The organism is Vibrio neonatus (assembly GCF_024346975.1).
Lineage (GTDB): Bacteria > Pseudomonadota > Gammaproteobacteria > Enterobacterales > Vibrionaceae > Vibrio > Vibrio neonatus.
This window is the reverse complement of record NZ_AP024885.1, coordinates 2180546-2203653: the sequence shown is the minus strand read 5'-3', so window position 1 is coordinate 2203653 and position 23108 is coordinate 2180546. Positions and strand designations below refer to the sequence as shown.

Genomic DNA, 23108 nt, shown 5'->3' with positions numbered 1-23108 from the left:
ACTTATCATCCTAGCGGGTTAAAAGGCTATGTCTGATGCTGTCATTACCGTGATTGGCATTAGTTTAAAACTGTAATGCTCAATTAGCCTTGCATTTGCTTTTCTTTTAGCTCAGCAAGGGTCTTACAATCGATACATAGATCCGCTGTTGGGCGAGCTTCAAGGCGACGAATGCCAATCTCAACACCACATGAATCACAGAAGCCGAATTCGTCTTCTTTAATCTTGTTCAGCGTTTTCTCAATTTTTTTGATCAAACGACGCTCACGGTCACGGTTACGGTTACGTAACTCTAAGCTGAATTCTTCTTCCTGTGATGCACGGTCAACAGGATCAGGGAAGTTAGCTGCTTCGTCTTGCATGTGTACAACGGTACGTTCTACATCAGTACGCAATTGGTCGCGCCAAGCTCCTAAAATTTTTGTAAAGTGAGCCATTTGTTCTGGTGACATGTACTCTTCACCAGCAATTTCTTTGTACGGCTCGACGCCTGCTATGGCTAGAATGCCTAGCGCTTTTTTCTTAGATTCTGGCATACCGCATCTCCTAGTAACCTTATCGAACCACAAGTGGTCTAATTTTAAGGCGGGTATCTATAGCAAAAAGTCTCTGACTAAGCAATAAAGTCTGTAAGTTACATGTTTAAATATACGTATAAATGTGAACAGTTCGTCACTTTAACTCCCAAGATACGGTAAGTTACGTGAGATTTGCACACATTCAACGGACAGGTCTGCTTTGTAACAAATTACTTCTACACCGGCCTGTTGAGCTTGTTTTAGTAAAACTGAATATTGGCCATCTATATGGAGTGCCGGTGACACTTTTTCAATGCCTGAATGCAAAACAATGAATAAAAGTACCGCTCTTTTTCCCGATTGTTGAACTTCTATCAATTCTCGGAGGTGTTTTTGGCCGCGAGTAGTGACTGCGTCAGGGAACTGCCCAAGTTGTTGTTGCTCATCAGAAAGTAAAGTCACGCTTTTGACTTCCACGTAGCAATCTGCTTTGTTTTCGTCACGCAATAGAATATCAATACGGCTATTCTCAGAACCGTATTTTTGTTCAGTTTTGAGATCTTTATAGCCTGACAGCTCACAAATAACCCCATTGTTAATCGCTTCAACCGCCAAAGTGTTGGCGCGAATAGTATTTACGCAAATACGGTGGCCTGCTTTAGTCTCGCTAAGCTCCCAGCTATTCGGGTATTTACGTTTAGGATTATCCGAGGTGGAGAACCACACTTTACTGCCAGGCTCAGCGCACCCGGTCATCGCGCCGGTATTGGCGCAGTGGATGGTGATTTCAGAACCATCATCTAAGGTGAGGTCTGCAAGAAAACGCTTATAGCGTTTGATCAAAGTTCCGCTTTGTAAGGGAGGAGAAAATTCCATTTCTAAATCATTTGGGTAGAATTAAAGAAAGGACACATCATGGCATAGGCCCATCTCTTGACTCAAGTACTATCCAATCTGCCGATTAACGCTATCTTAGATGACATCATTGCCTCTTTGCAGCAGCATTCTCAGCTGATTATTCAAGCGCCGCCGGGGGCGGGTAAATCGACCTTTTTACCATTGCAGTTGCTGTTAAACTCCAGTTGCAGTGGCAAAATCATCATGCTTGAACCAAGGCGATTAGCGGCAAAAAGTATCGCAAGTTTTATTGCCAAGCAATTGGCAGAACCGGTGGGTCAAAGGGTTGGATATCGGGTTCGTGGTGAGAGCAAGTGCAGCAATGCCACTCGGCTAGAGATCGTCACGGAAGGCGTATTAACTCGCATGATCCAGTCAGATCCCGAATTAACTGGGGTTGATATACTCCTTTTTGATGAGTTTCACGAAAGAAGCATTCATGCCGATTTGGGATTAGCGTTAGCGCTAGAAGTTCAGCAAGTGTTCAACGAACAACTCAAAATAGTGGTGATGTCAGCGACGCTGGATCAATCTAGCTTACACTCGATTATCCCTGATGCCACGCTGCATACCTCTGAAGGACGAGGCTTTCCGATAGAGCAGCGCTACGCCCCAGCCAAAGCCAATCAAAATCTGATTGCGTTAATTTGTCAGCAAACCCAAAAAGCATTGCATGAAGAGCAAGGCTCTATTTTGGTGTTTTTACCCAGCATAGGTTTGATCAATGCGTGTTTAGAGGCGTTAACTGATGAGTGTTCTGGTGATGAACAGGTCAAAGTTATGGCATTGCATGGCGGTTTAGATTTTTCAGCTCAGCAGCAAGCGATTCAAGCAAGCCCGCAAGGGCAAAGAAAAGTGGTCTTAACCACTAACATAGCAGAAACCTCGCTAACCATTGAAGGCGTGAGAATTGTTATCGACAGTGGCTTAGAAAATCGCGCCAGTTTCGATTTAAATAGCGGTGTTACTCGCCTTGAACAAAAGTGGGTATCGCAGTCATCGGCGGTGCAAAGAGCAGGGCGTGCAGGGCGTACAGAGCCAGGTATTTGCATTCGTCTTTACTCTGAATCTCAGTTTAAACAAAACCCGTCACATACGGTTCCTGAAATTATGCGCAGCGATCTTTCCTCTTTAATGTTAGAGGCGGCGCAGTGGGGGAGCTGTGATGTAAGCAGTATGCAGTTTGTCCAGCAACCGCCCACAGCGGCGGTGAGTGTGGCGTGCGCGCTATTGCAGAGTTTAACCTTGCTTACTCCTGACTTAACCCTGACTCAGCAAGGCAAGCGCGCACTACAATTGGGCTTAGAACCTCGCCTTAGTGCTATGTTACTGCGAGTACCCAGTGAACTGTTGGATACGGCATTAGCCAGTGCGGTAGTGCTCGAAGAGCCAATGCGTAATAGTGATGATATTGGCTTTCAAGTAGCGCTGTTAGTGGAGCGTAAACACCCCAAGCAGGGCCTATTAAAAAGGCGAGCGGATACTTTAGCTAAACGCATGCACAGCTCCTTTACTTTGTCAGCGGTGAAAAGTGCGCAAATAGGTGTCTGTTTAAGTTTGGCGTATCCAGACCGAATCGCCAAGCAACGCAGTGCCAATGGCTCTCAATATCAGTTAACCTCTGGGCATGGCGCATTTGTCGATGACAGCAGTCGTTTATCAGGTGATGAGTATCTAGTGGCGGCTTTGCTACAAAAAGGGCGACAATCGTCCAGTAGAATATTGGCTGGCGCACATGTGAGTCGCGCTGAGCTTGAAGCATTGCATACCTTTGAGCAGAAAAAGGTGTTGCAGTGGAGTGATGAAAAGCAATCTCTAATTGCTGAGCAGCAACTTACCTTGGGGCAATTAGTGGTGCAAAGAAAGCCGATGGCGACAGCGGATCTTTCCCCTGAACTGTTGGCAAGTGGCATGCTCGATTACGTGGCAAAAAAAGGTTTATCCGTTTTGCCGTGGAGCAAAGAGTCGATACTGCTGCGCAGTCGAGTCAACTGTGCCAAGCAATGGTTACCTGAGATGTCATGGCCTGATTGGAGTGACTCAGGGCTACTTAATTCGCTGACGCAATGGTTGTTGCCTTACCTTAGCGGTATTCGCTCGGTTAAGGGCTTACAGGCGCTGAATATGCTGGATATTCTCAATGCCACATTGGGTTGGCCATTGAATCAAAAGATAGATACATTGTTGCCCAGAAGTATCAAAGTGCCTTCTGGATCATCAAAAACACTGCAATACAGTGCAGATCAACCGCCAAAATTATCGGTTAAACTGCAAGAAATGTTTGGTGAGCCACAATCACCGACCGTAGCGGAAGGGAGAGTGAAGGTAACTCTTGAGTTATTGTCACCGGCGCAAAGACCACTGCAAGTGACTCAAGATCTTGCGGGCTTTTGGCAAGGAGCATACAAAGAGGTGCAAAAGGAAATGAAGGGTCGCTACCCTAAACATCCTTGGCCTGATGATCCTGCGTCACACCAAGCCACCAGTAAAACCAAACGTCATTTAAAATAAAAATGGAATCATAGCGTGCCAGAAAAACGGACTCCGCCAAAAACTCGTCAAACTAAAAAAACAGTGGCTAAGAAAAAGCCGCTGAAAAAATCCATCTCCTCAAAACGTGCGGCAAAACCGAAACATTCTCGATCGTGGAAGAAAACGTTATGGGGCATAACATGGAAATCCAGCCTAGCGGGATTTGCGGTATTGGCGTTTGTGATGGTGTATTTAAACACGATTGTCGAGCGACGCTTTGAAGGGCAGTTATTTGATTTGCCTACCGTAGTGTATGCGCGCATCTTAAACCTTGCTCCCGACGCTAAAATCACCCATTCACAGATGCTAAAAGAGCTCGATGTTCTGCATTATCGTAAGGTTCGCTCACCTAAGTTTCCTGGGGAATACTCGGCTTCTAGCACTAAAATCGAGCTGATCCGTCGTCCGTTTGAATTCCAAGATGGACCAGAGCCAGAGCGCCATGTCATGTTGTACTTCAACAACACTGGTGTGACAAAAATTGAATCTTTGGAGAAAAAGGGTCAATTAGGCTTTTTGCGCTTAGAGCCGAAAATGCTTGGCATGTTAGAGAAAAACGTCACCGAACAAAGATTGTTTGTCAAAAGACAAGATTATCCAGAGTTTTTGGTGGATGCGTTGGTGACCACCGAAGATCGTGACTTTTATCATCATGATGGCGTTTCTCCCACCGCAATTGCTCGTGCATTTATCGTGAACTTAAAAGCGGGTCGAGCAGTGCAAGGGGGCAGCACCTTAACTCAACAATTGAGTAAAAACCTCTTTTTAACCAGAGAGAAAACCCTGTGGCGTAAAGTTCGAGAAGCCTTGATTGCGATCATCATTGATCATCGCTACGACAAAGATCGAATTTTAGAAGCCTACCTTAATGAAGTTTATCTAGGACAAAGCGCAGGTCAGGCCATCCATGGCTTTGGCTTAGCAGCACGTTTTTACTTTGGGCAACCGATTCAAGAGTTGCGTATTGATCAAATGGCGATGCTGGTGGGCTTAGTGAAAGGGCCGTCGTATTACAACCCAATACGTCATCCGCAACGAGCAAAACAGCGTCGCGATCTGATTTTGAAGCTTTTGTTTGAGCAAAGCTATCTTAACGCTGAGCAGTATCAACAAGCGATCAGCCGTGATTTGGATCTGCAAAAAACGCCGCGTATTGCTAGCCGTCAGCCGGCCTATTTCCAGCAGTTAAAAAATGAATTGCAAAAAAATGTAGGCAGTGATTTTGAGCAACATATGGGATTGCGTCTATTTACTACTTTAGATCCTGTATCTCAGTCGATGCTGGAAAAAGCAGTGCGAGAAACCTTACCTAGACTAGAAAAAGGCAAACCTTCGCAACTGGAAGCGGCTGCAATAGCGGTAGATAGAAAAACCGGTGAAATCCGCGCTATGGTCGGAGGCCGACGAACTGGCTATGACGGTTTTAATCGGGTATTAAATGCTTCACGTCAAATTGGCTCTTTGGTTAAGCCTGCCATCTATTTAGATGCTTTAATGCAACCGGATAAATATCAACTAGCCACCACCTTAATTGATGAGCCTATTTCATTAAAAGGCAACAAAGGCAGTACTTGGACACCGAGAAACTTCGATAGAAAATTCAGAGGTAAAGTGCCGTTTTATCGCTCTTTAGCACATTCACTAAATGTACCTACGGTGCGATTGGGGATGAGCTTAGGCATTAAAAATGTGCAACACACTATTGAAAAACTGGGTGTTGATGAAGGTGAGATTCGACCATTGCCGTCCATGTTTTTAGGTGCATTTACTTTAACGCCATATCAAGTGGCGCAAATGTATCAATCACTGACTAACTCAGGTAAAAAAGTGCCCTTAACAGCGCTGCGAGTAGTGAAAAACCAAGACGATGAAGTCCTGTATCAATCATTGCCTCGCGCTCGACAAGTGGTGCCAGAGCAAGCCGCTTGGCTAGCAACCTATGCAATGAAAAAAGTAGTCAGCGAAGGTTCTGGTCGTTATCTAACCAATCATTTCTCTCGCTTTGCTTTAGCCGGCAAAACGGGTACCAGTAATGACGGTCGTGACAGTTGGTTTGTTGGCGTAGACGGACGAGAAGTGGTGACCTTATGGGTGGGCAGAGACGATAACAAAGAAGCGCATTTAACGGGTTCATCTGGCGCATTGCGAGTTTATGATGACTACTTGAAGCAACGTGAACCAGAAGTGCTTAGCTTGCCTTGGCCGGAAGGTATTCGTACTTTAGGTTATCGTAAACTTGAGGACGGCAGCCTTACTGTAGACTGTAATAGCCAATTTAAATTACCGGTCTGGGATGCCAGCGGTGAAGCTTTAAGTGAGTGCGAATCTAATGCAAAGCCTTGGTTTAAAAAAATATTACCTTGGTAGTGGCAATGAAAAGTCGAAAAGTATGTTAGATTTGTAGATATTCTCGTAAATGGATTTATAGGATTTTCAATTGCAGCGTAATGCATTATTGGTTGGCATAATTGTATTCTTCACATTTGCAGTTAGTGCTAGCCCCGCTTCGGCGACAGAGATCAATCAAGCTACGTCTAAATCGCGACCAACGATTGGACTGGTCTTAGCTGGGGGCGGGGCAAAAGGCGCCGCTCATATTGGTGTCTTAAAAGCCTTAGAAGAAATGCGAGTTCCGGTAGATATTATTACTGGTACTAGCATGGGGTCGTACGTTGGCGGGTTATACGCTACGGGACAAAGTGCTGATCAAATTCAATCTTACTTAACCTCAATAGATTGGAATTTAGGTTATCGCGATCAAGTGGATCGCGCTGACCGACGCATTCGCGATAAGGCCTATGACGATCAATACCAAATCAATGCCGATTTAGGCATAGGTTGGGGAAAGATAAAAACCCCAAAAGGCGTAGTGCAAGGGCAAGGAATGCTGCGCATTTTACGTGAAACCTCTCGTTCTCCTCTCAAAGTAGACAGTTTTGATGAGTTTGCTATTCGTTATCGTGCGGTAGCGACAGATATCGTTAATCTTAAACAAGTGGTGTTAGATAAAGGCTACTTAGTCGATGCCATGATGGCATCCATGTCGGTGCCGGGTGCATTGCCACCTTATGAGCTTGATGGTCAATTTTTAGTTGATGGTGGCGTGGTGAATAACATGCCCGTTGATTTAGCCCAGAAAATGGGGGCGGATTACATCATCGCGGTCGATATCTCTTCTGATTATAAAACTAAAGAACAATTGGCGAGTTTCCTAGATGTTGGCGGGCAGCTTTCGAATTATTTGGTCAAACGCGGCACTATCGATCAAGGCAAACTGCTTTCAGACAAAGATGTACTGTTAACGCCAGAGATAGGAGAAATAGGCACCACGGATTTTAGTGCCATGCCTGAAGCCTATCAACGTGGCTACGAAGATGCGATGAAGCATAAAGCCGAGCTGCAAAAATTTGCGTTATCAGAAGAAGATTACGCCGCTTACAAGCAACAAAAAGAGCGCAAGGCACAGCAAATCATATTTGGTGATGATGTGCCGATTGATAAGATTGAAATGGTGAACCAAACCCATTTCAATTCAGAAGTACTGTATAACCGCCTTGCTATCGACCCTGAACATCCCCCTACATCCGAAGATATTGAAGATGCGGTTTCACGCCTGTACGCGTTAGATCGCTTTGAAAAAATCACCTATAAATACGAACAGCAAGATCTAGAAAATACCTTAGTGATCGATGTCGATGAAAAAGATTGGGGTCCTAACTACTTAAACTTTCGTTTCTTCCTAGAAGATGATTTTACAACCACCAGTCAATATGCCATTGGCGCTTCCGCCAACTTTACCGACCTTGGTTGGGAAGGGGGCGAGATGAGAACCAGCGCTGAGTTGGGTACCGACAAGTTAATTGCCGCCGATCTATATACGCCTTTCTTTTCCAATCAGGTGCTATACAACACCGTATTGGTGCAATATTCTGACGAAAACCGCAACGTGGCTATTGCCAATGTACAAGGTGGTGAGATCACCGACTTATCAGAAGTCACTAACTATATCCCTGTGACTTACTCTGAATTTAAAGCCGATGCTAGCATTGGCTTGCAGCCAGCATTATGGAACCAGTTATCAGTCGGACTACGTTATACAACTGGTAGAGCGAAACTGTCGACCTTCTCATCCGCCGGAGATATTTCATACGATCGTAAAGGTGTTTATGTACAGTATGTCGCAGACACCTTAGATAACTCCAGTTTGCCGACCAAAGGCTCTTACTTATTTATGGAGTACTTAACCTCATTTGATAAGGTCGATAATGAGGATTCAAGTTACGATGAAGAGCGGGTGGATGAATATAAGGTTCGCTGGCTATCGGCGGTCACTTTCCATCAAAAACATACCTTTGTTGGTAATGCTGAATTAGGTTTGTTTGATTCGGTTAATAATGTCGCTCCTATTGATCCCTATGATCTTGGTGGCTTCCAACACCTATCTGGTATTCCGCGCAATAGCTTGATAGGTCAAAACAAAGCGTTTGCCATGCTCGTATATCGTTATCGCTGGTTTGAAAATGACTTTGGTATGTTCCAGTCACCTATTTATGTGGGTTTATCTGCGGAATATGGCGGAGTCTGGTCAGGTTCAAAACACAGTATTAAGAATGCGCCGTTATTTGTCGCAGGCTCGGCTTATATTGGTATTGATTCTCCGATCGGCCCAGTGTTGTTGGGGTACGGTCAGACAGAAGATGGCATGGGCGCCGCTTATCTCTCGATAGGTAATGCTTATAAGTAATACCAGTGACTTAGTGTGATTGGTATAAAACCTGTGAATGTAGAGTCATTCATTGAGTGAACTGAATAATCAGTTTAAATGTAAGGTTGTAAATCTAGCCTAACGATTTGCTTAGGTTTACAGTTTTTTCTAGGATTTCCCCGTACTTTCATCCTAAGTTGCTATGTTGGTCAAAATGGTGAGATTTTAATTTGTTGTTAAATTTGATATTCTCGCTACACCATTTTGGCGCTTGTTTACTGTAATGCTTACCGCTTACAGCAATGTTACAACCATAGGACGAAGTGTCTAATCAAAGGATGTCTGTAGTTTCTGCTACAGACCACAACCAGAGGAATGAAGTTGTGCTTGAAGCTTATCGCAATCATATAGCTGAGCGTGCTGAACAGGGAGTGGTTCCAAAGCCCCTCGATGCAGAACAAGTCGCTGCACTTGTTGAATTACTAAAGAACCCACCTCAAGGTGAAGATACCTTCATCTTAGATCTCTTAGAAAATCGTATTCCACCAGGTGTTGATGAAGCTGCCTACGTTAAAGCGAGCTTCTTAACTGCAGTCACTAAAGGTGACGTTGAATCACCGCTAGTTTCAAAACAAAAAGCGGCCGAACTGCTTGGCACTATGCTAGGTGGTTACAACATTGAACCTCTTATTAGCCTGTTAGATGACGCAGAACTTGCGCCTATCGCAACCAAAGCTCTTTCGCACACTTTGCTGATGTTTGATGCTTTCTATGATGTAGAAGAGAAAGCCAAAGCGGGCAATGAATATGCCAAGCAAGTAGTGCAGTCTTGGGCTGACGCTGAATGGTTCTTGTCAAAACCTGAACTGCAAGAAAAAGTCACTTTGACTGTGTTTAAAGTCACAGGTGAAACCAATACCGATGATCTTTCTCCGGCGCCAGATGCTTGGTCTCGTCCTGATATCCCAGTGCACGCTTTAGCGATGCTAAAAAATGAGCGTGAAGGCATTAATCCTGATAACGCAGGCACAGTTGGTCCGATTGGACAAATTGAAGCGTTGAAAGAGAAAGGTCACCAGCTAGTTTATGTGGGTGATGTTGTCGGTACTGGTTCTTCTCGTAAATCCGCGACTAACTCAGTGTTGTGGTTTATGGGAGATGACATCCCTTACGTGCCAAACAAGCGCGCAGGTGGCTATGTACTTGGTGGTAAAATCGCACCTATCTTCTTTAATACCATGGAAGATGCCGGCGCATTACCAATCGAAGTGGATGTCACTAAATTGAATATGGGTGACGTTATCGATGTTTATCCATACCAAGGTAAAGTGTGTGACCATGCAAGCGGCGAAGTGATTGCTGAGTTTGGTCTAAAAACAGACGTGCTTATTGATGAAGTTCGTGCTGGTGGTCGTATTCCTTTGATTGTAGGTCGTGGCCTAACCGACAAAGCGCGTACTTCACTAGGGCTTGAGCCATCAGAGGTGTTCCGTAAGCCAGGCGAAATCGCAGATACTGGCAAAGGGTATACTTTAGCGCAGAAGATGGTTGGTAAAGCATGTGGCGTTGCGGGCATTCGTCCGGGAACGTACTGTGAGCCGAAGATGACGACAGTAGGCTCGCAAGATACTACCGGTCCTATGACTCGTGATGAGCTAAAAGATCTAGCGTGTTTAGGCTTCTCTGCTGACTTAGTAATGCAGTCTTTCTGTCATACATCAGCGTATCCAAAACCTGTTGATGTGACTACGCACCATACACTGCCTGATTTTATTATGAATCGTGGCGGCGTTTCACTGCGTCCGGGTGATGGTGTTATCCACTCATGGTTAAACCGCATGCTTTTGCCTGATACAGTAGGTACAGGTGGCGACTCCCATACTCGTTTCCCTCTGGGTATTTCTTTCCCAGCAGGTTCTGGTTTGGTGGCGTTTGCGGCGGCAACAGGCGTAATGCCACTGGATATGCCAGAGTCTATTTTGGTGCGCTTTAAAGGGGAGATGAAATCGGGTATCACATTACGTGATTTGGTCCATGCCATCCCTTACTACGGCATTAAGCAAGGCTTATTGACGGTAGAAAAAGCGGGTAAAGTGAATGAATTCTCAGGTCGCGTACTTGAAATTGAAGGTGTTGAGCACCTTTCTGTAGAGCAAGCCTTTGAGCTTTCAGATGCGTCAGCTGAGCGAAGCGCGGCAGGTTGTACTGTTAAGTTGTCTCGCGAGTCTATCGAAGAGTACCTAAACTCTAACATCACCATGCTCAAGTGGATGATCGCTGAAGGTTATGGGGATCTACGCACCATTGAACGTCGTATTAAGTCGATGCAAGAGTGGCTAGATAATCCAGAGCTAATGGAAGCGGATAAAGACGCTGAATACACGCACGTTATCGAGATTGATCTTGCTGAAATTGATGAACCAATTTTGTGCGCACCGAACGATCCTGATGATGCTCGTCCGCTATCTGAAGTACAAGGTACTGATATCGATGAAGTCTTTATCGGATCGTGCATGACCAATATCGGGCATTTCCGCGCCGCAGGTAAATTGCTAGATAAGTTTAACGGGCAGCTAGAAACTCGCCTATGGGTGGCTCCGCCAACGAAGATGGATCGCGATCAACTGACAGAAGAAGGCTACTACGGCATCTTCGGACGTGCAGGGGTACGTATCGAAACTCCGGGCTGTTCGCTATGTATGGGTAACCAAGCACGTGTTGCCGACAAAGCGACCGTCATGTCTACCTCAACACGTAACTTCCCGAACCGTCTTGGTACGGGTGCCAATGTGTATCTAGCATCAGCTGAATTAGCCGCAGTAGGGGCCATTTTAGGACGCATTCCAACTAAAGCTGAGTACTTAGAGTATTCTTCTCAAATTGATGCGACAGCTGCCGATACCTACCGCTACTTGAACTTCCACCGTATGGCGCAATACACAGAAAAAGCCGATACCGTGATCTTTCAAGAACCGGCTTAATCGTTAACACGATTACTCACAATAACCGCTGCTAGTCAGCGGTTTTTTTATGCCTGTTAAACTCCATTATATTCGACAAGCCATTGTTTATAATACCAATCACACTAAGTAAGTGATCAGAACTAGCGCAGGAAAAAAGCTCGAGAACAAGGCAGAATTTTTCGATAAGTAGTTATTCTACAATCAAAAATTCTAACGCCGTTATCGAGCATTTTAACAAGCTAGAATGACCAGTTATTTAGTACGATTGGTATAAGTAGACATAGATTTCAAAGGGGGAATGACGGTAGAATTGCCCGCATTATACCAATCACACTAAGTAAGTGATCAGAACTAGCGCAGGAAAAATGCTCGAGAACAAGGCAGAATTTTTCGATAAGTAGTTATTCTACAATCAAAAATTTTAACGCCGTTATCGAGCATTTTAACAAGCTAGAATGACCAGTTATTTAGTACGATTGGTATCACTGCTAGAGAGCACTTATGGTTCAAGTACTTTAAGCATCTTATTTAGAACAATATTATTGAGGTCGATGATGGAATTTGAATTTAAACGTGCATTTGGTGAGTACTCAATAAAAACCAGTATGGGACATGAGATCGTCGGTCGTTGGTTACAAGAAGAAATCGGACGTGATGCAGACAAACTGCAACAGGTATTTGCCTTAATTGAACAAGCCACTCACAACCAAAGTGAAGTGCTGCTTTTGTCTGGTACTGAGATCAGTATGAGCATTGAAGCAGGTGAAGTTACAGTGCAAGAAAATGTGTTGCAGCAGCAAACCGAGCAAGAATTTGAACCGGATATGGATTTTTATAATTGCGAAAGCTCTGCGGCGTGTGGATTAGAAGATTTTTCTACGCTTATTCATCAATGGCAACGTTTTCTGACCACTGGAAGATAGGCATCTGCCTCTTGTTGCACTTTTTTGTGGCATTTGTTAATAACTTGAGCTTTTTTGGTGAGCCTTATGCACCAAAGTAGTGCGCTAAAATTACCCCTAAACTCTCCATATTAGTTATTTCCTTTTAATTCAATAGTTTAAAAAGTTGGCACGCCCTTTGTATAAGTAAAGTATCAGCACAAATGTTAATGCAGATATGACTTACGCAGAGGGAAAGCGATGAAACTTATTAATGCAATTATTAAACCGTTCAAATTGGATGATGTCCGTGAAGCCCTATCTGATGTGGGCATTGAAGGTATGACTGTTTCTGAGGTGAAAGGATTTGGTCGTCAGAAAGGACACACTGAGCTATATCGTGGCGCAGAGTATCAAGTCGATTTTTTACCAAAAGTGAAACTGGAAATTGCCACACAAGCTGAGAACGTTGATCGTGTTATTGAAGCGGTGACAAAAGCAGCACACACAGGCAAAATTGGTGATGGTAAGATTTTTGTTTACGACTTATCACACGCAGTACGTATTCGTACAGGCGAAATGGATTCAGAAGCCCTTTAAGACTAACGGACGAGAGAACTTATTATGGAACTTACAGCGACAGTAACGGAGTTACGTTACGCACTAGATACATTTTTCTTTTTAATTTCAGGTGCTTTGGTCATGTGGATGGCCGCAGGTTTTGCCATGCTTGAAGCGGGTTTAGTTCGCTCAAAAAACACCACCGAAATTTTGACTAAAAACTTCGTGCTTTATGCGATAGCTTGTACGATGTTTTTGCTAGTTGGCTACAACATCATGTACGTAGATAATGGTGCTGGTGGCTGGTTACCTTCATTTGGTAGCTTGATCGGTAGTCAGGCTGAGGGTGCAGATCACTCTCTAGAATCTGATTTCTTCTTCCAAGTTGTGTTTGTTGCTACGTCAATGTCAGTAGTGTCAGGTGCGGTAGCGGAACGAATGAAACTGTGGTCTTTCTTAATCTTTAGTGTGGTTCTTACAGGCTTCATCTACCCAATCGAAGGTTACTGGACTTGGGGTGGTGGTTTCCTTTCTGAAGCAGGCTTTAGTGACTTTGCTGGCTCAGGTATTGTACACATGGCAGGTGCTGCTGCAGCACTATCCGCTGTTATCTTGCTAGGTGCTCGTAAAGGTAAGTTTGGTAAAAACGGCTCTGTTCACCCAATTCCGGGTTCAAACATGCCACTAGCAACATTAGGTACCTTTATCCTATGGTTCGGTTGGTTTGGTTTCAACGGCGGTTCTCAGTTGATGCTGTCTGACTTTGAAAATGCGACAGCAGTAGGTCAAATCTTCCTTAACACCAATGCCGCTGCCGCTGCCGGTGCAATTGCTGCGCTACTTGTGTGTAAGACCACTTGGGGTAAAGCTGATTTAACTATGATTCTAAACGGCGCGTTAGCAGGTCTAGTTGCTATCACAGCAGACCCACTATCACCTTCACCACTAGCATCAGTGGCTATCGGTGCAGTTGCAGGCGTAGTGGTTGTATTTAGTATCGTTGGCTTTGATAAAATCAAGATTGATGATCCAGTAGGTGCTATCTCTGTACACGGTGTGTGTGGTTTCTTTGGCTTGATGGTTGTTCCTCTAAGCAATGCAGATGCAACGTTTGGCGCTCAGCTACTAGGTGCTGCTGTAATCTTCGGCTGGGTATTCTTAGCAAGTATGCTTGTATGGGCTATCTTGAAAGCAACTATGGGTATCCGAGTAACTGAAGAAGAAGAGCTTGAAGGTATGGACGTACATGATTGTGGTATCGGCGCATACCCTGAGTTCATGACAGTTAAATAATCTTTACTCTCCATTTAGTAATAGAAGGCCTGCTTGTTAGCGGGCCTTTTTCGTTTCAAGATCTTATGGGATGGTTGCGGTATTGAGGAAATAGAACGCAGATAACTGGCTGTATTTGCTAGCAGGTTTTCCAGAGAAATGACTTTCGTTTTGAGTTTTGATTGATGTTTGTCATGTTTCGTTACAGGAAAGTTGAAAAAATGAGATGTAGATCAGAATGTGCGATTGATTGCGGAAAGTTATTGCATATAATGGTCGTATTGATAACCATTCTCAATTTCACTTAAAGGACTTGTAATGAAAAAACTACTTATGTTGACTGCTGCTGTTAGTAGTGTATTTGCACCAATCGCATCAGCGACAGAAGAGGTTAACGTATATTCATATCGTCAGCCGTTTTTAGTTGAACCTATGTTTGACGAATTTACTAAGCAAACAGGAATTGCGGTTAACGTTAAGTTCTCTAAAACCGGTATTGCAGAGAAGTTAGCACAAGAGGGTGAATACAGCCCGGCAGACGTCGTATTGACGACTGATATCAGCCGTTTGGTTGAACTAAGCAATAAAAAAGTAGTTCAAGCTGTTGATAGTAAAGTGATTGACGCGAATGTTCCTGCGCAATACCGCGACAGTGAAAATGAGTGGTTTTCTCTCACATTGCGTACTCGTAACGTCTATTCGTCTCGAGATCGCGTAGGTAAACTAGGCTCTGACTTTGATTATAAAGATTTGGTCAACCCTGAGTATAAAGGCAAGATTTGTACTCGTAGCGGTAAGCACCCTTACAACGTTTCTTTAGTGGCTTCTATGGTCGCTCACTATGGCGAAGCGGAAGCAAAAACATGGCTTGAAGGTGTAAAGGCTAACCTTGCTCGTAAGCCACAAGGTAATGACCGCGCTCAAGTTAAAGCAATCAAAGAAGGTCTATGTGACGTTGCTCTAGGCAACAGCTACTACCTAGGCAAAATGGTAAACAACCCTAAGCAAGTGAGCTGGGCTGAATCTGTTTACATTAACTTCCCTGGTCAAGAAGCCAATGGCACTCATGTAAACGTCAGTGGCATGGCAATGGCTAAGCATGCGCCAAACCAGGCTAACGCTCTGAAGTTAATGGAATTTTTAACAGGTGATAAAGCGCAACAAATGTATGCAGAAATCAACTATGAATACCCAGTGAAAGAGGGCGTGAAGCGTTCTGAGCTTGTGGCTTCATGGGGTGATTTTAAAGCAGATAAACTGCCTTTAGAAAAGATTGCTGAAAATCATGCTATTGCTGTGAAGTTGCTTGATGAAACTAAGTTCGACCTGTAATACACTGCAAGAAAACACATATAAACTTTAAGGTTTAATGTAAAGGCGTCTTTAAGACGCCTTTTCAAGTTATTTGATGAAAGAAAACTACTCCCTATTTAGAACCAGTAGTGCGCTGTTAGCCGCGCTACTGGTTTTGCCAATTTTAGCTATTTTTTATACCAGCCTCGGTGGTGACAACGATCTGTTTGCACACCTGTTTGATACGGTATTGCCTACCTATATCTCTAATACTTTCTGGCTTGTATTTGGTGTGATGTTGCTGTCTTTGTTGATAGGGATCCCGAGTGCATGGTTAATGGCAATGTGTCGCTTACCATCAGAAGGCATTTTGCAATGGGCGATGGTACTGCCATTGGCAATGCCCGGTTATATTGTGGGATATGTGTTTACCGATTGGTTTGATTTTGCTGGGCCACTGCAAGTCTTTTTACGCGATGTAACGGGTTGGGGCCCTGGTGATTACTGGTTCCCCGATATGCGCACTTTAGGGGGCGCGATATGGGTGCTTTCCTTAGTGCTTTACCCTTATGTGTATTTGCTATGTCGTGCAGCTTTTATGGAGCAAAGCGTTAGCATTTTGCAGTCAGCAAGGCTTTTAAAGTGCTCACCAATGCAGAGCTTTTGGCGAATCTCGTTACCGATTATTCGCCCGTCAATTGCGGTCGGTTTATCGCTGGTGGCAATGGAGGCGATTGGTGATTTTGGTACCGTGAGCTATTTTGCCGTCAATACTTTGACTACCGCGGTCTACGATACATGGCTCGGGTATTCCAACTTGGGGGCAGCGGCGAAAATTTCAGCCATTATGTTGCTGGTGATTATTTTATTGATCAGTGGCGAGCGCTTTAGTCGTCGCAAGCAAAAGCTCTTTCAGAGTCAGTTTAATAGTCATGAAAACTTTCGTTACCAACTGACGGGTTGGAAGAAGTGGGCGGCGGTGACTTGGTGTTGGTCGATAGTGGCAGTGGCGTTTATTTTCCCGTTGTTACAGCTTTGTCTGTACGCCTATCACTACTTCTTGGAAAGTTGGACAAGTCAATTTTATCAGTACGCCATTAACAGTTTAAAAGTGTCGATACTTGCGGCCTTGATTGCTTTGATTATTGCGGTAGTTCTTAATTTTTATAGCCGTTTATCGGCCACAACCAGCAGTAATCTATTTGTGCGTTTGGCCTCTATGGGGTACGCCGTGCCGGGGACAGTACTTGCTATAGGCGTAATGCTACCCGTGTTAAGTGCCGATCATTTGGTGAATGACATTGCCAAAGCGATGGATTGGGGTAGGCCGGGGCTTGTTTTCTCCGGTTCAATATTTGCGATTGTATTTGCTTTTGTGGTGCGTTTTTCAGCGGTGGCGATTGGCACAATTGAAAGCAGCATGAGTAAGGTATCGCCTTCTTTAGATATGGCGGCGCGCACTATGGGGTGCACTAGCTCGCAAATGCTCAAAAGAGTACACATTCCATTAATGAAACGTGGCGCATTAATTGCCTTTTTATTAGTGTTTATTGAATCGATGAAAGAGTTGAATGCCGCCATATTACTGCGCCCATTCAACTTTGAAACACTCGCTACCTATGTGTACAACTTTGCCTCGGACGAACAACTGGAAATCGCAGCTATGCCTGCGGTGTTGTTAGTTTTGGTTGGCCTTATTCCGTTAATTATTATCAATCGTTCTTTGGAGCAACCCCACTGATGAGCCGTACTCTAGCCATTAAAGATCTTACCTGTAAATACGACAATCAAGTGGTGCTTGAATCACTGTCCTTGACGGTAAAGCAAGGTGAGATTGTTTGTCTGTTGGGAGCCAGTGGTTGTGGCAAAACCACGTTGCTTAAAGCTATTTCAGGGTTACTTCCGCTAACGAGAGGCTTTATTGAACTCAATGGCACTGTGATTGATGACGGTGAGCACTGGGTGCCACCCGAGCAGCGTAATATCGGAATGATCTTTCAAGATTACGCTCTATTTCCGCACCTAACGGTGGCGCAAAATATCAGCTTTGGAATTAAAGAACTGTCGCAAGAGGTGCAAAAAGAGCGCATTGAAGAAATGCTGACTATGGTACATCTGCAGAACTTGGGTGATCGTTATCCGCACCAGTTATCGGGTGGTCAGCAACAGCGTGTTGCAATTGCTCGCTCTCTTGCTTACAAGCCAGATCTATTGTTGCTTGATGAACCTTTTTCTAACATAGATACCCAAGTTCGCCACAAGTTGATCGCGCAGATCCGCAGTATCTTTAAACAAGCGGGGGTGACGGCTATTTTTGTGACTCACAGCCGAGAAGAGGCGTTTGCTTTTGCCGATAAAATGGCGGTGATGAACAAAGGCGTGATTGAGCAATTTGGCAGTGCTAGCGACCTTTACCACACCCCATCAAGTCGTTTTGTGGCTGATTTCTTAGGTGGTGGCAGTTACTTACAGGGCACAAAGATAGAGCAAGGGATGTATCAAACGGCTTTGGGAGTGGTGAAGGCAACTTGCAAACAGCAAAACAGTGATGAAGCCGCCATGATTTTATTTCGTCCGCAACATCTGCAATTAACCGCGAATACGGCGGGAGAAACCGTGGTATTGGAACAGCAGTTTATGGGTGACCATTTCCGTTATGTTGTGGATGTAAAAGGGCACCGATTGCTGTCTAGCTCGATTGAGCAGTTAGATGTCGGTAGCCGAGTTGATGTGCAGCTCACATCAACTCAACTACTGGCTTTTTAAAGCTTTAGTACCAAGGGTTACGGTAGTGGATTCCTCGTTGGTCAAGCTGTTCTAAATCAGACTTGAGGCGAGATAAAAAGTCAGTCCAATCTTTATTGCTAGCATCAGTCCAGCACACTTCTGCAATGGCTTGCAGGCGAGGATGCACCATATATTGTAGCTTTTGCGGGTTATTAACCAACTCACACCATAGCGCCGCTTGAATGCCCCATACCTTTTTCTGGATCGGATCATCGGCGGCAATTTGTTGCAGGGGTTGATAGTGGTAGGCGTGTTTGAGCGGGGTTATATTCGCCCAGTAAAAGCCCGATTCGCTCGCATCAAATTCTTGAGCCATATCCAGATAGGTGTACTGTCCCGGCTGTAATACCACATCAAATCCTTTACGTGCGCACTCGATAGCCGCTTGCTCACTTTGCCAAGAATAGATCACGGTTTGCTGGCTGACTTTATCGCCATGTTGCGCTTCTTCCCAACCCAACATACGTTTGCCGTAACTGTTGAGTTTATTCTCTACATAGCGCAGTAAATGCCCTTGCAGATCTTTGGCTTCGGTATAACCGTGTTCTTTCATCAGTGCCTGACATTTGTCACTTTGCGTCCATACACCTTCTGGCACTTCATCCGCTCCAATGTGTACATAAGGAGCAGGAAATAACTCTACAACTTCGGCAATAACCTTATCTAAGAACTCATAAGTGCCTTCTAGGGCAGGTGATAGCACGTTATCAGTGTAGTGTTGTACGCTGCGATAGATGGATGCGTCATCCTTGTCTAATAACAAGTGCGGCAAAGACTTTATCGCCGCTCGGCAGTGACCGGGAATATCAATTTCGGGCACCACAATGATTCCGCGACGCTGAGCAAACGCCACCACTTCTTTGATCTGTTGTTGCGTATAAAAGCCGCCGTATTTGGACTCAATATGTCTAAATTGCGGAGCAAGAGGTAAGTCTTTACCACGCCATGCGCCAATATCGGTTAACTCAGGGAAGGCTTTGATTTCGATTCGCCAACCTTCATCATCGGTCAGGTGCCAATGGAAATGATTGTATTTGTAGCGAGCTAATTGGTCGATGATGAGTTTAATTTGCTCTATCTGATGAAAGTGACGAGAGCAGTCAAGCATCATGCCGCGATAAGGATATGCTGGGCTATCAGAGATTTTTACGCAACAGAGTGATGTTTCATCTTTAAATAGCTGCAATAGAGACGCAACCGCATGCGTAAAGCCTTGTGCATCACTGGCACTGACGATCAGGCTTGTGGCTGAGATATCCAGTTGATAGGCGGATGCGGATAAGCAACTCATAGATTTAAACTGGATTCGAGCGCCTTGCTGGGTCATTTTTAGCTTTAGTTGCGGTGCGCTTTCACAAAACCATAGGGCTGCCTCTTTGGCGATTGGGCTTTCTACATGCAATTCTTCGCCTATTACAAACTCAAATGTCCCTTGCATAGGGTCAAGATTGTTCGGTTTAGGAATGATAGCAATATCGGCCTTTTCTACGGGCTCTAAGCCGTGGGAAACCGATTTGGCCGCAGGTAACTGTAATGGGGTTACGGCGACCGAATAGCGCTCAGAGGATTGAATAAATGCTTCAAGAATACCGTCACATTGCAGTTGCAATGGTGGCGTTGGCATTTCAAATTCGGTGTTAAAGGTTTGATTACTTTCTAAAGCAGGCAGTGCGCTCAAGGTGCAAAAACTGCCGGTTTGTGAAAGTTGCCCTACCGTACAGCTGCTACTGTCTAAGAAACGAGTCATTGAAAAATGCAGCGTCCAGTCAGTCAGTTGTGCCTTAGAGTTATTGACTACAGATAACGCAAAACGGGTACGCTCCTCGCTTTCATTGACTACTTTTAGGTCAAGGCGAAATAGGCTCATGGTGAGTCTCCTGATAATTCATCGTTTGTTTGATAGGCTACCGCTAATAAAAACCATGCGCTGTGAGGTAGCCATTGTTCTGCCCAACGCCAGTTTTGTTGTAAGTCATCAGCGTGTGCGGTTGGGTTAAAAGCAATGCCTTGCGGGTGATTAAAGCCAGCGGTTACGCCGTTGCAAATCCCCCCCTTAGCGTTGTAAAAACCTAAGTGTGGTAAATAGTTAGGGTTGTTATCGCCATGCCCGTCGAGCATGCACATATTGTAAGGGTTTAATCCTATAATCCAGTTTAAGCAAGATTGAGCATAGCTTTGCAGTGGCTTTAAAAATGACGCTGATACATAGGGTATTGCTCTATATGCCATGGCTGACAAAGAGGCGAGGCGGGCATTTTCCCCTTGCCACCAATAGCCCGATTCGTTGTCTTGTGCCATAAAAAAGGCGTCGCGCTTTTCTCCGCCGAGGTCTTTTACATATTGCCTTGGGTAGGCATAAGGATTGCGAGTTGCATGGGTGATCTTTAATTCAAAGGACAGCGCCACCTCAATGCTGGAGGTGATCTTTTCTATAAAAACAGAATCGGTTTCGATATCTAAAAAACAGCACAGGGCTATGACAGGCAATCCGGCATCAGAGGGATGAAAATAGGGGCGTTCACCCTGCGCGGTAGCAGACCAAAAATGTGACCAGTTTTGGTCGCTCTGCTGACGCAAAGTTAAGCGCAGTGCCCAGTCGCGACTTTCATCTAAGTAGCGTTGATCTTGGGTAGTTTTGTACAGCTCAACGCTGGCTAATAAAGCGCAATATTCATCAATGATATTTTCCTTACCATCATTTAAATAAGCTTTGTTGAGCTCTTTTAAATGCCAATAGCCTTTTTGCGCAGCCTGTTGATAGTGATGAGCACTGTACTCGCCATTTTGTTGAAGCCGAGCCGTACTAGCAAGGGCGGCAATGGCGATGCCTGCACCTTGCCTAAATCCAGCTTGATAGGTGACGAGCTTTTTACCGGTTTGAGTTTTATAGGCACACAGCTCCCTTTTTTCAGGATCTTTGCTCCATTGATCAAATACCGTGGTGTAGAAAAAGCCTTGGTCAGCTTGCATGCGCACTAAAAAATCTGCGCCAAATAGCGCCTCATCAATAAGGCGAGTGCGAGTAAACGGCGCACAATTATCCCGCGCGTTGAGCACTTCTAGACTAGAGAGTAAGTTCCATACCAGCATTGGGGTTTGCTGCGGATTTAAATAATTGGCGTAGCATAAATGGCTCAAGTATTTGCTGACGTCTCCTGATGCGTCATACCAGCCGCCACGGACATCACGCAGAGCATCGCTACCAAATATGCGCACGTTTTTATCGGCGTGATCAAACATACCCGTGCAACGTTGCGACTTAAAATAATGCAGCAGATCGGAAAAGGTGCGCTGATACAAAAGCTGGGGCTGAATATCAAAGGGTAAAGATTCAACGTGTTCAAAGCGCGCCACAAAGCGACCCTGTAAATTCAGTTTGCTAAAGTCAAAAGGGTAGCTCCAACCTATGTCCCACTGCTCAACAAGTTGGCCGGGTTGTAAAGGGACTCGCGCTACTTCTTGCTTTGTTTGCATCTCGATAATAATGACATCAGCGGTATCGACTTTTTGTAAACAGAGGGGGGAAGGTGCAAGCAGAACACCGACTTTATGCGCAGTCGCTGAGTAGCCAATTTGATTGATTAACAACTGCATACGTCGCTATCCCTTGCCTAAAAAGTGTGATTGGTATAAGCAGAGCGCTTTAAATAAAAGGAGCCTCCTGTTAAGGAGGCTAAAAAAGGAAGGTCACTGTTAACTTTCGTGCAAATAGCAACGAACAAAGTGGTTCTCGGACAGTTGCGTGACCTTAGGGAGTTGCTCTTTACATTTATCAGTCACTTGTTGGCATCGACCTGCAAATGGGCATCCAAAAGATTCTGGCGTCCATAAAGGAATTTCCCCTTTATTGCCCGCAAGCTTGGTATGGATGGATTTTGCTGGATCAGGCACAGCAGAGACTAATAATTGGGTATATGGATGCTGTGGGTTAGCGATAATCTCATCGGTATCTCCCCACTCCACCATATGCCCTACGTACATGACGGCAATGTCTTCAGCAATATAACGAGCGGTGGCAATATCGTGCGTGATGTATAACAGAGACATTTGTTTTTCAAATTTCATCTCTTCCATCAAGTTCAAAACACCGGCGCGTATTGATACATCCAGCATCGAGGTTGGCTCATCAGCCAACACCACCTCAGCACCGACAGCAATGTTTCTTGCCAAATTGACACGTTGACGCTGTCCACCAGATAACTGATGGGGGAACTTAGCCGCGGTTTCTTTTGGCGGAATCAGTCCCACTTGCTCTAAAAGATCGTGTACTCGCTCTTCGAGTTCTTTTTTATTGCCCGGAGTGACTTTTTTATGGATCAACAGTGGCCTAGCAATGTGGTGAAAGATATTATGGGTTGGGTTTAATGAACCAAACGGGTCTTGCCATACCATCTGCACGCCTTCACGGTAGTGCATCAAATCGTTTTTCTTTTTGATGGTTTGAATATCGCGTCCACGGTATTCGATACAGCCGTCGGTCGGCGGGTACATTTTCGCTATCATTTTAGCGGTAGTGGATTTACCTGAACCCGATTCACCCACCACAGATAAGCCGCGACTTTTGTACATTTTGAACGATACGTCGTTAATGGCGCGCATCATTGGGTTTTTCAGTGCATTACTACTCACAGGAAAGTCTTTAACTAGATTTTTGCCTTCAATGAGTAATTCGCCAGTTGGTTTGCTCATGTTACTTCTC

15 protein-coding genes are annotated in these 23108 nt (G+C 44.8%); 10 read left to right on the top strand and 5 right to left on the bottom strand.

From position 1 onward, the window contains the following. Window positions 1–83 precede the first annotated feature (83 nt). Together dksA and sfsA are read right to left on the bottom strand one after the other, a co-directional pair. Window positions 84–536, bottom strand: coding sequence for an RNA polymerase-binding protein DksA (dksA, locus tag OCU38_RS10150; RefSeq protein WP_261822987.1), 453 nt, complete (start codon window positions 534–536; stop codon window positions 84–86). A 141-nt stretch (window positions 537–677) separates the two neighbouring features. Then, window positions 678–1394 carry a DNA/RNA nuclease SfsA gene (sfsA, locus tag OCU38_RS10145; protein WP_261822986.1) on the bottom strand — a complete coding sequence of 239 codons (717 nt, stop codon included), beginning with the start codon at window positions 1392–1394 and terminating at the stop codon, window positions 678–680. Between the two features lie 57 nt (window positions 1395–1451). On the opposite strand from sfsA, the gene hrpB reads away from it, so the two are divergent. From hrpB to OCU38_RS10095, 10 genes are all read left to right on the top strand, one after another. Then, on the top strand, window positions 1452–3926 hold the full coding sequence (gene hrpB / locus OCU38_RS10140) for an ATP-dependent helicase HrpB (protein WP_261822985.1): 2475 nt from the start codon (window positions 1452–1454) through the stop codon (window positions 3924–3926). 15 nt (window positions 3927–3941) lie between these two features. Further along, window positions 3942–6314, top strand: coding sequence for a penicillin-binding protein 1B (mrcB, locus tag OCU38_RS10135; RefSeq protein WP_261822984.1), 2373 nt, complete (start codon window positions 3942–3944; stop codon window positions 6312–6314). 70 nt (window positions 6315–6384) lie between these two features. After that, entirely contained in the window at window positions 6385–8691 is a 2307-nt protein-coding gene (locus OCU38_RS10130; protein ID WP_261822983.1) for a patatin-like phospholipase family protein, read from the top strand. A gap of 344 nt (window positions 8692–9035) precedes the next feature. After that, window positions 9036–11633 (top strand): bifunctional aconitate hydratase 2/2-methylisocitrate dehydratase, encoded by a 2598-nt coding sequence (acnB, locus tag OCU38_RS10125; RefSeq protein WP_261824278.1) that lies wholly within the window; start codon window positions 9036–9038, stop codon window positions 11631–11633. A 536-nt stretch (window positions 11634–12169) separates the two neighbouring features. Beyond that, the gene (locus OCU38_RS10120) at window positions 12170–12538 is read left to right on the top strand and encodes a YacL family protein (RefSeq protein ID WP_261824277.1); all 369 of its coding nucleotides are present in this window, start codon (window positions 12170–12172) and stop codon (window positions 12536–12538) included. Between the two features lie 219 nt (window positions 12539–12757). After that, on the top strand, window positions 12758–13096 hold the full coding sequence (glnK, locus tag OCU38_RS10115) for a P-II family nitrogen regulator (protein WP_261822982.1): 339 nt from the start codon (window positions 12758–12760) through the stop codon (window positions 13094–13096). Between the two features lie 24 nt (window positions 13097–13120). Further along, the gene (locus OCU38_RS10110) at window positions 13121–14350 is read left to right on the top strand and encodes an ammonium transporter (RefSeq protein ID WP_261822981.1); all 1230 of its coding nucleotides are present in this window, start codon (window positions 13121–13123) and stop codon (window positions 14348–14350) included. 297 nt (window positions 14351–14647) lie between these two features. Then, the gene (locus OCU38_RS10105; RefSeq protein WP_261822980.1) at window positions 14648–15661 is read left to right on the top strand and encodes a Fe(3+) ABC transporter substrate-binding protein; all 1014 of its coding nucleotides are present in this window, start codon (window positions 14648–14650) and stop codon (window positions 15659–15661) included. A gap of 76 nt (window positions 15662–15737) precedes the next feature. Further along, window positions 15738–17363 (top strand): ABC transporter permease, encoded by a 1626-nt coding sequence (locus OCU38_RS10100; RefSeq protein ID WP_261822979.1) that lies wholly within the window; start codon window positions 15738–15740, stop codon window positions 17361–17363. Next, a complete protein-coding gene (locus tag OCU38_RS10095; protein WP_261822978.1) occupies window positions 17363–18388 on the top strand; it encodes an ABC transporter ATP-binding protein in 1026 nt (341 codons plus the stop codon). The genes OCU38_RS10100 and OCU38_RS10095 overlap by 1 nt, the downstream gene beginning before the upstream one ends. A 4-nt stretch (window positions 18389–18392) precedes the next feature. Here the strand turns inward: OCU38_RS10095 and OCU38_RS10090 are convergent, their stop codons facing one another. The 3 genes from OCU38_RS10090 to OCU38_RS10080 form a co-directional block, all read right to left on the bottom strand. Continuing rightward, window positions 18393–20276: a beta-N-acetylhexosaminidase gene (locus OCU38_RS10090; protein WP_261822977.1), complete on the bottom strand. Its 1884-nt coding sequence runs from the start codon at window positions 20274–20276 to the stop codon at window positions 18393–18395. Beyond that, on the bottom strand, window positions 20273–22003 hold the full coding sequence (locus OCU38_RS10085) for a glycoside hydrolase family 9 protein (RefSeq protein ID WP_261822976.1): 1731 nt from the start codon (window positions 22001–22003) through the stop codon (window positions 20273–20275). Before OCU38_RS10085 ends, OCU38_RS10090 begins: the two co-directional genes overlap by 4 nt. Before the next feature lie 99 nt (window positions 22004–22102). Further along, window positions 22103–23098, bottom strand: a complete 996-nt coding sequence (locus OCU38_RS10080; RefSeq protein WP_261822975.1) for an ABC transporter ATP-binding protein — start codon at window positions 23096–23098, stop codon at window positions 22103–22105. Window positions 23099–23108: the final 10 nt, after the last annotated feature.

Excerpts from the sequence above, each read along its gene's own strand:
- dksA (WP_261822987.1), bottom strand. The coding sequence starts at position 536 with ATGCCAGAATCTAAGAAAAAAGCGCTAGGCATTCTAGCCATAGCAGGC.
- sfsA (WP_261822986.1), bottom strand. The coding sequence starts at position 1,394 with ATGGAATTTTCTCCTCCCTTACAAAGCGGAACTTTGATCAAACGCTAT.
- OCU38_RS10120 (WP_261824277.1), top strand. The coding sequence starts at position 12,170 with ATGGAATTTGAATTTAAACGTGCATTTGGTGAGTACTCAATAAAAACC.
- glnK (WP_261822982.1), top strand. The coding sequence starts at position 12,758 with ATGAAACTTATTAATGCAATTATTAAACCGTTCAAATTGGATGATGTC.
- OCU38_RS10110 (WP_261822981.1), top strand. The coding sequence starts at position 13,121 with ATGGAACTTACAGCGACAGTAACGGAGTTACGTTACGCACTAGATACA.
- OCU38_RS10105 (WP_261822980.1), top strand. The coding sequence starts at position 14,648 with ATGAAAAAACTACTTATGTTGACTGCTGCTGTTAGTAGTGTATTTGCA.
- OCU38_RS10100 (WP_261822979.1), top strand. The coding sequence starts at position 15,738 with ATGAAAGAAAACTACTCCCTATTTAGAACCAGTAGTGCGCTGTTAGCC.
- OCU38_RS10095 (WP_261822978.1), top strand. The coding sequence starts at position 17,363 with ATGAGCCGTACTCTAGCCATTAAAGATCTTACCTGTAAATACGACAAT.
- OCU38_RS10090 (WP_261822977.1), bottom strand. The coding sequence starts at position 20,276 with ATGAGCCTATTTCGCCTTGACCTAAAAGTAGTCAATGAAAGCGAGGAG.
- OCU38_RS10085 (WP_261822976.1), bottom strand. The coding sequence starts at position 22,003 with ATGCAGTTGTTAATCAATCAAATTGGCTACTCAGCGACTGCGCATAAA.
- OCU38_RS10080 (WP_261822975.1), bottom strand. The coding sequence starts at position 23,098 with ATGAGCAAACCAACTGGCGAATTACTCATTGAAGGCAAAAATCTAGTT.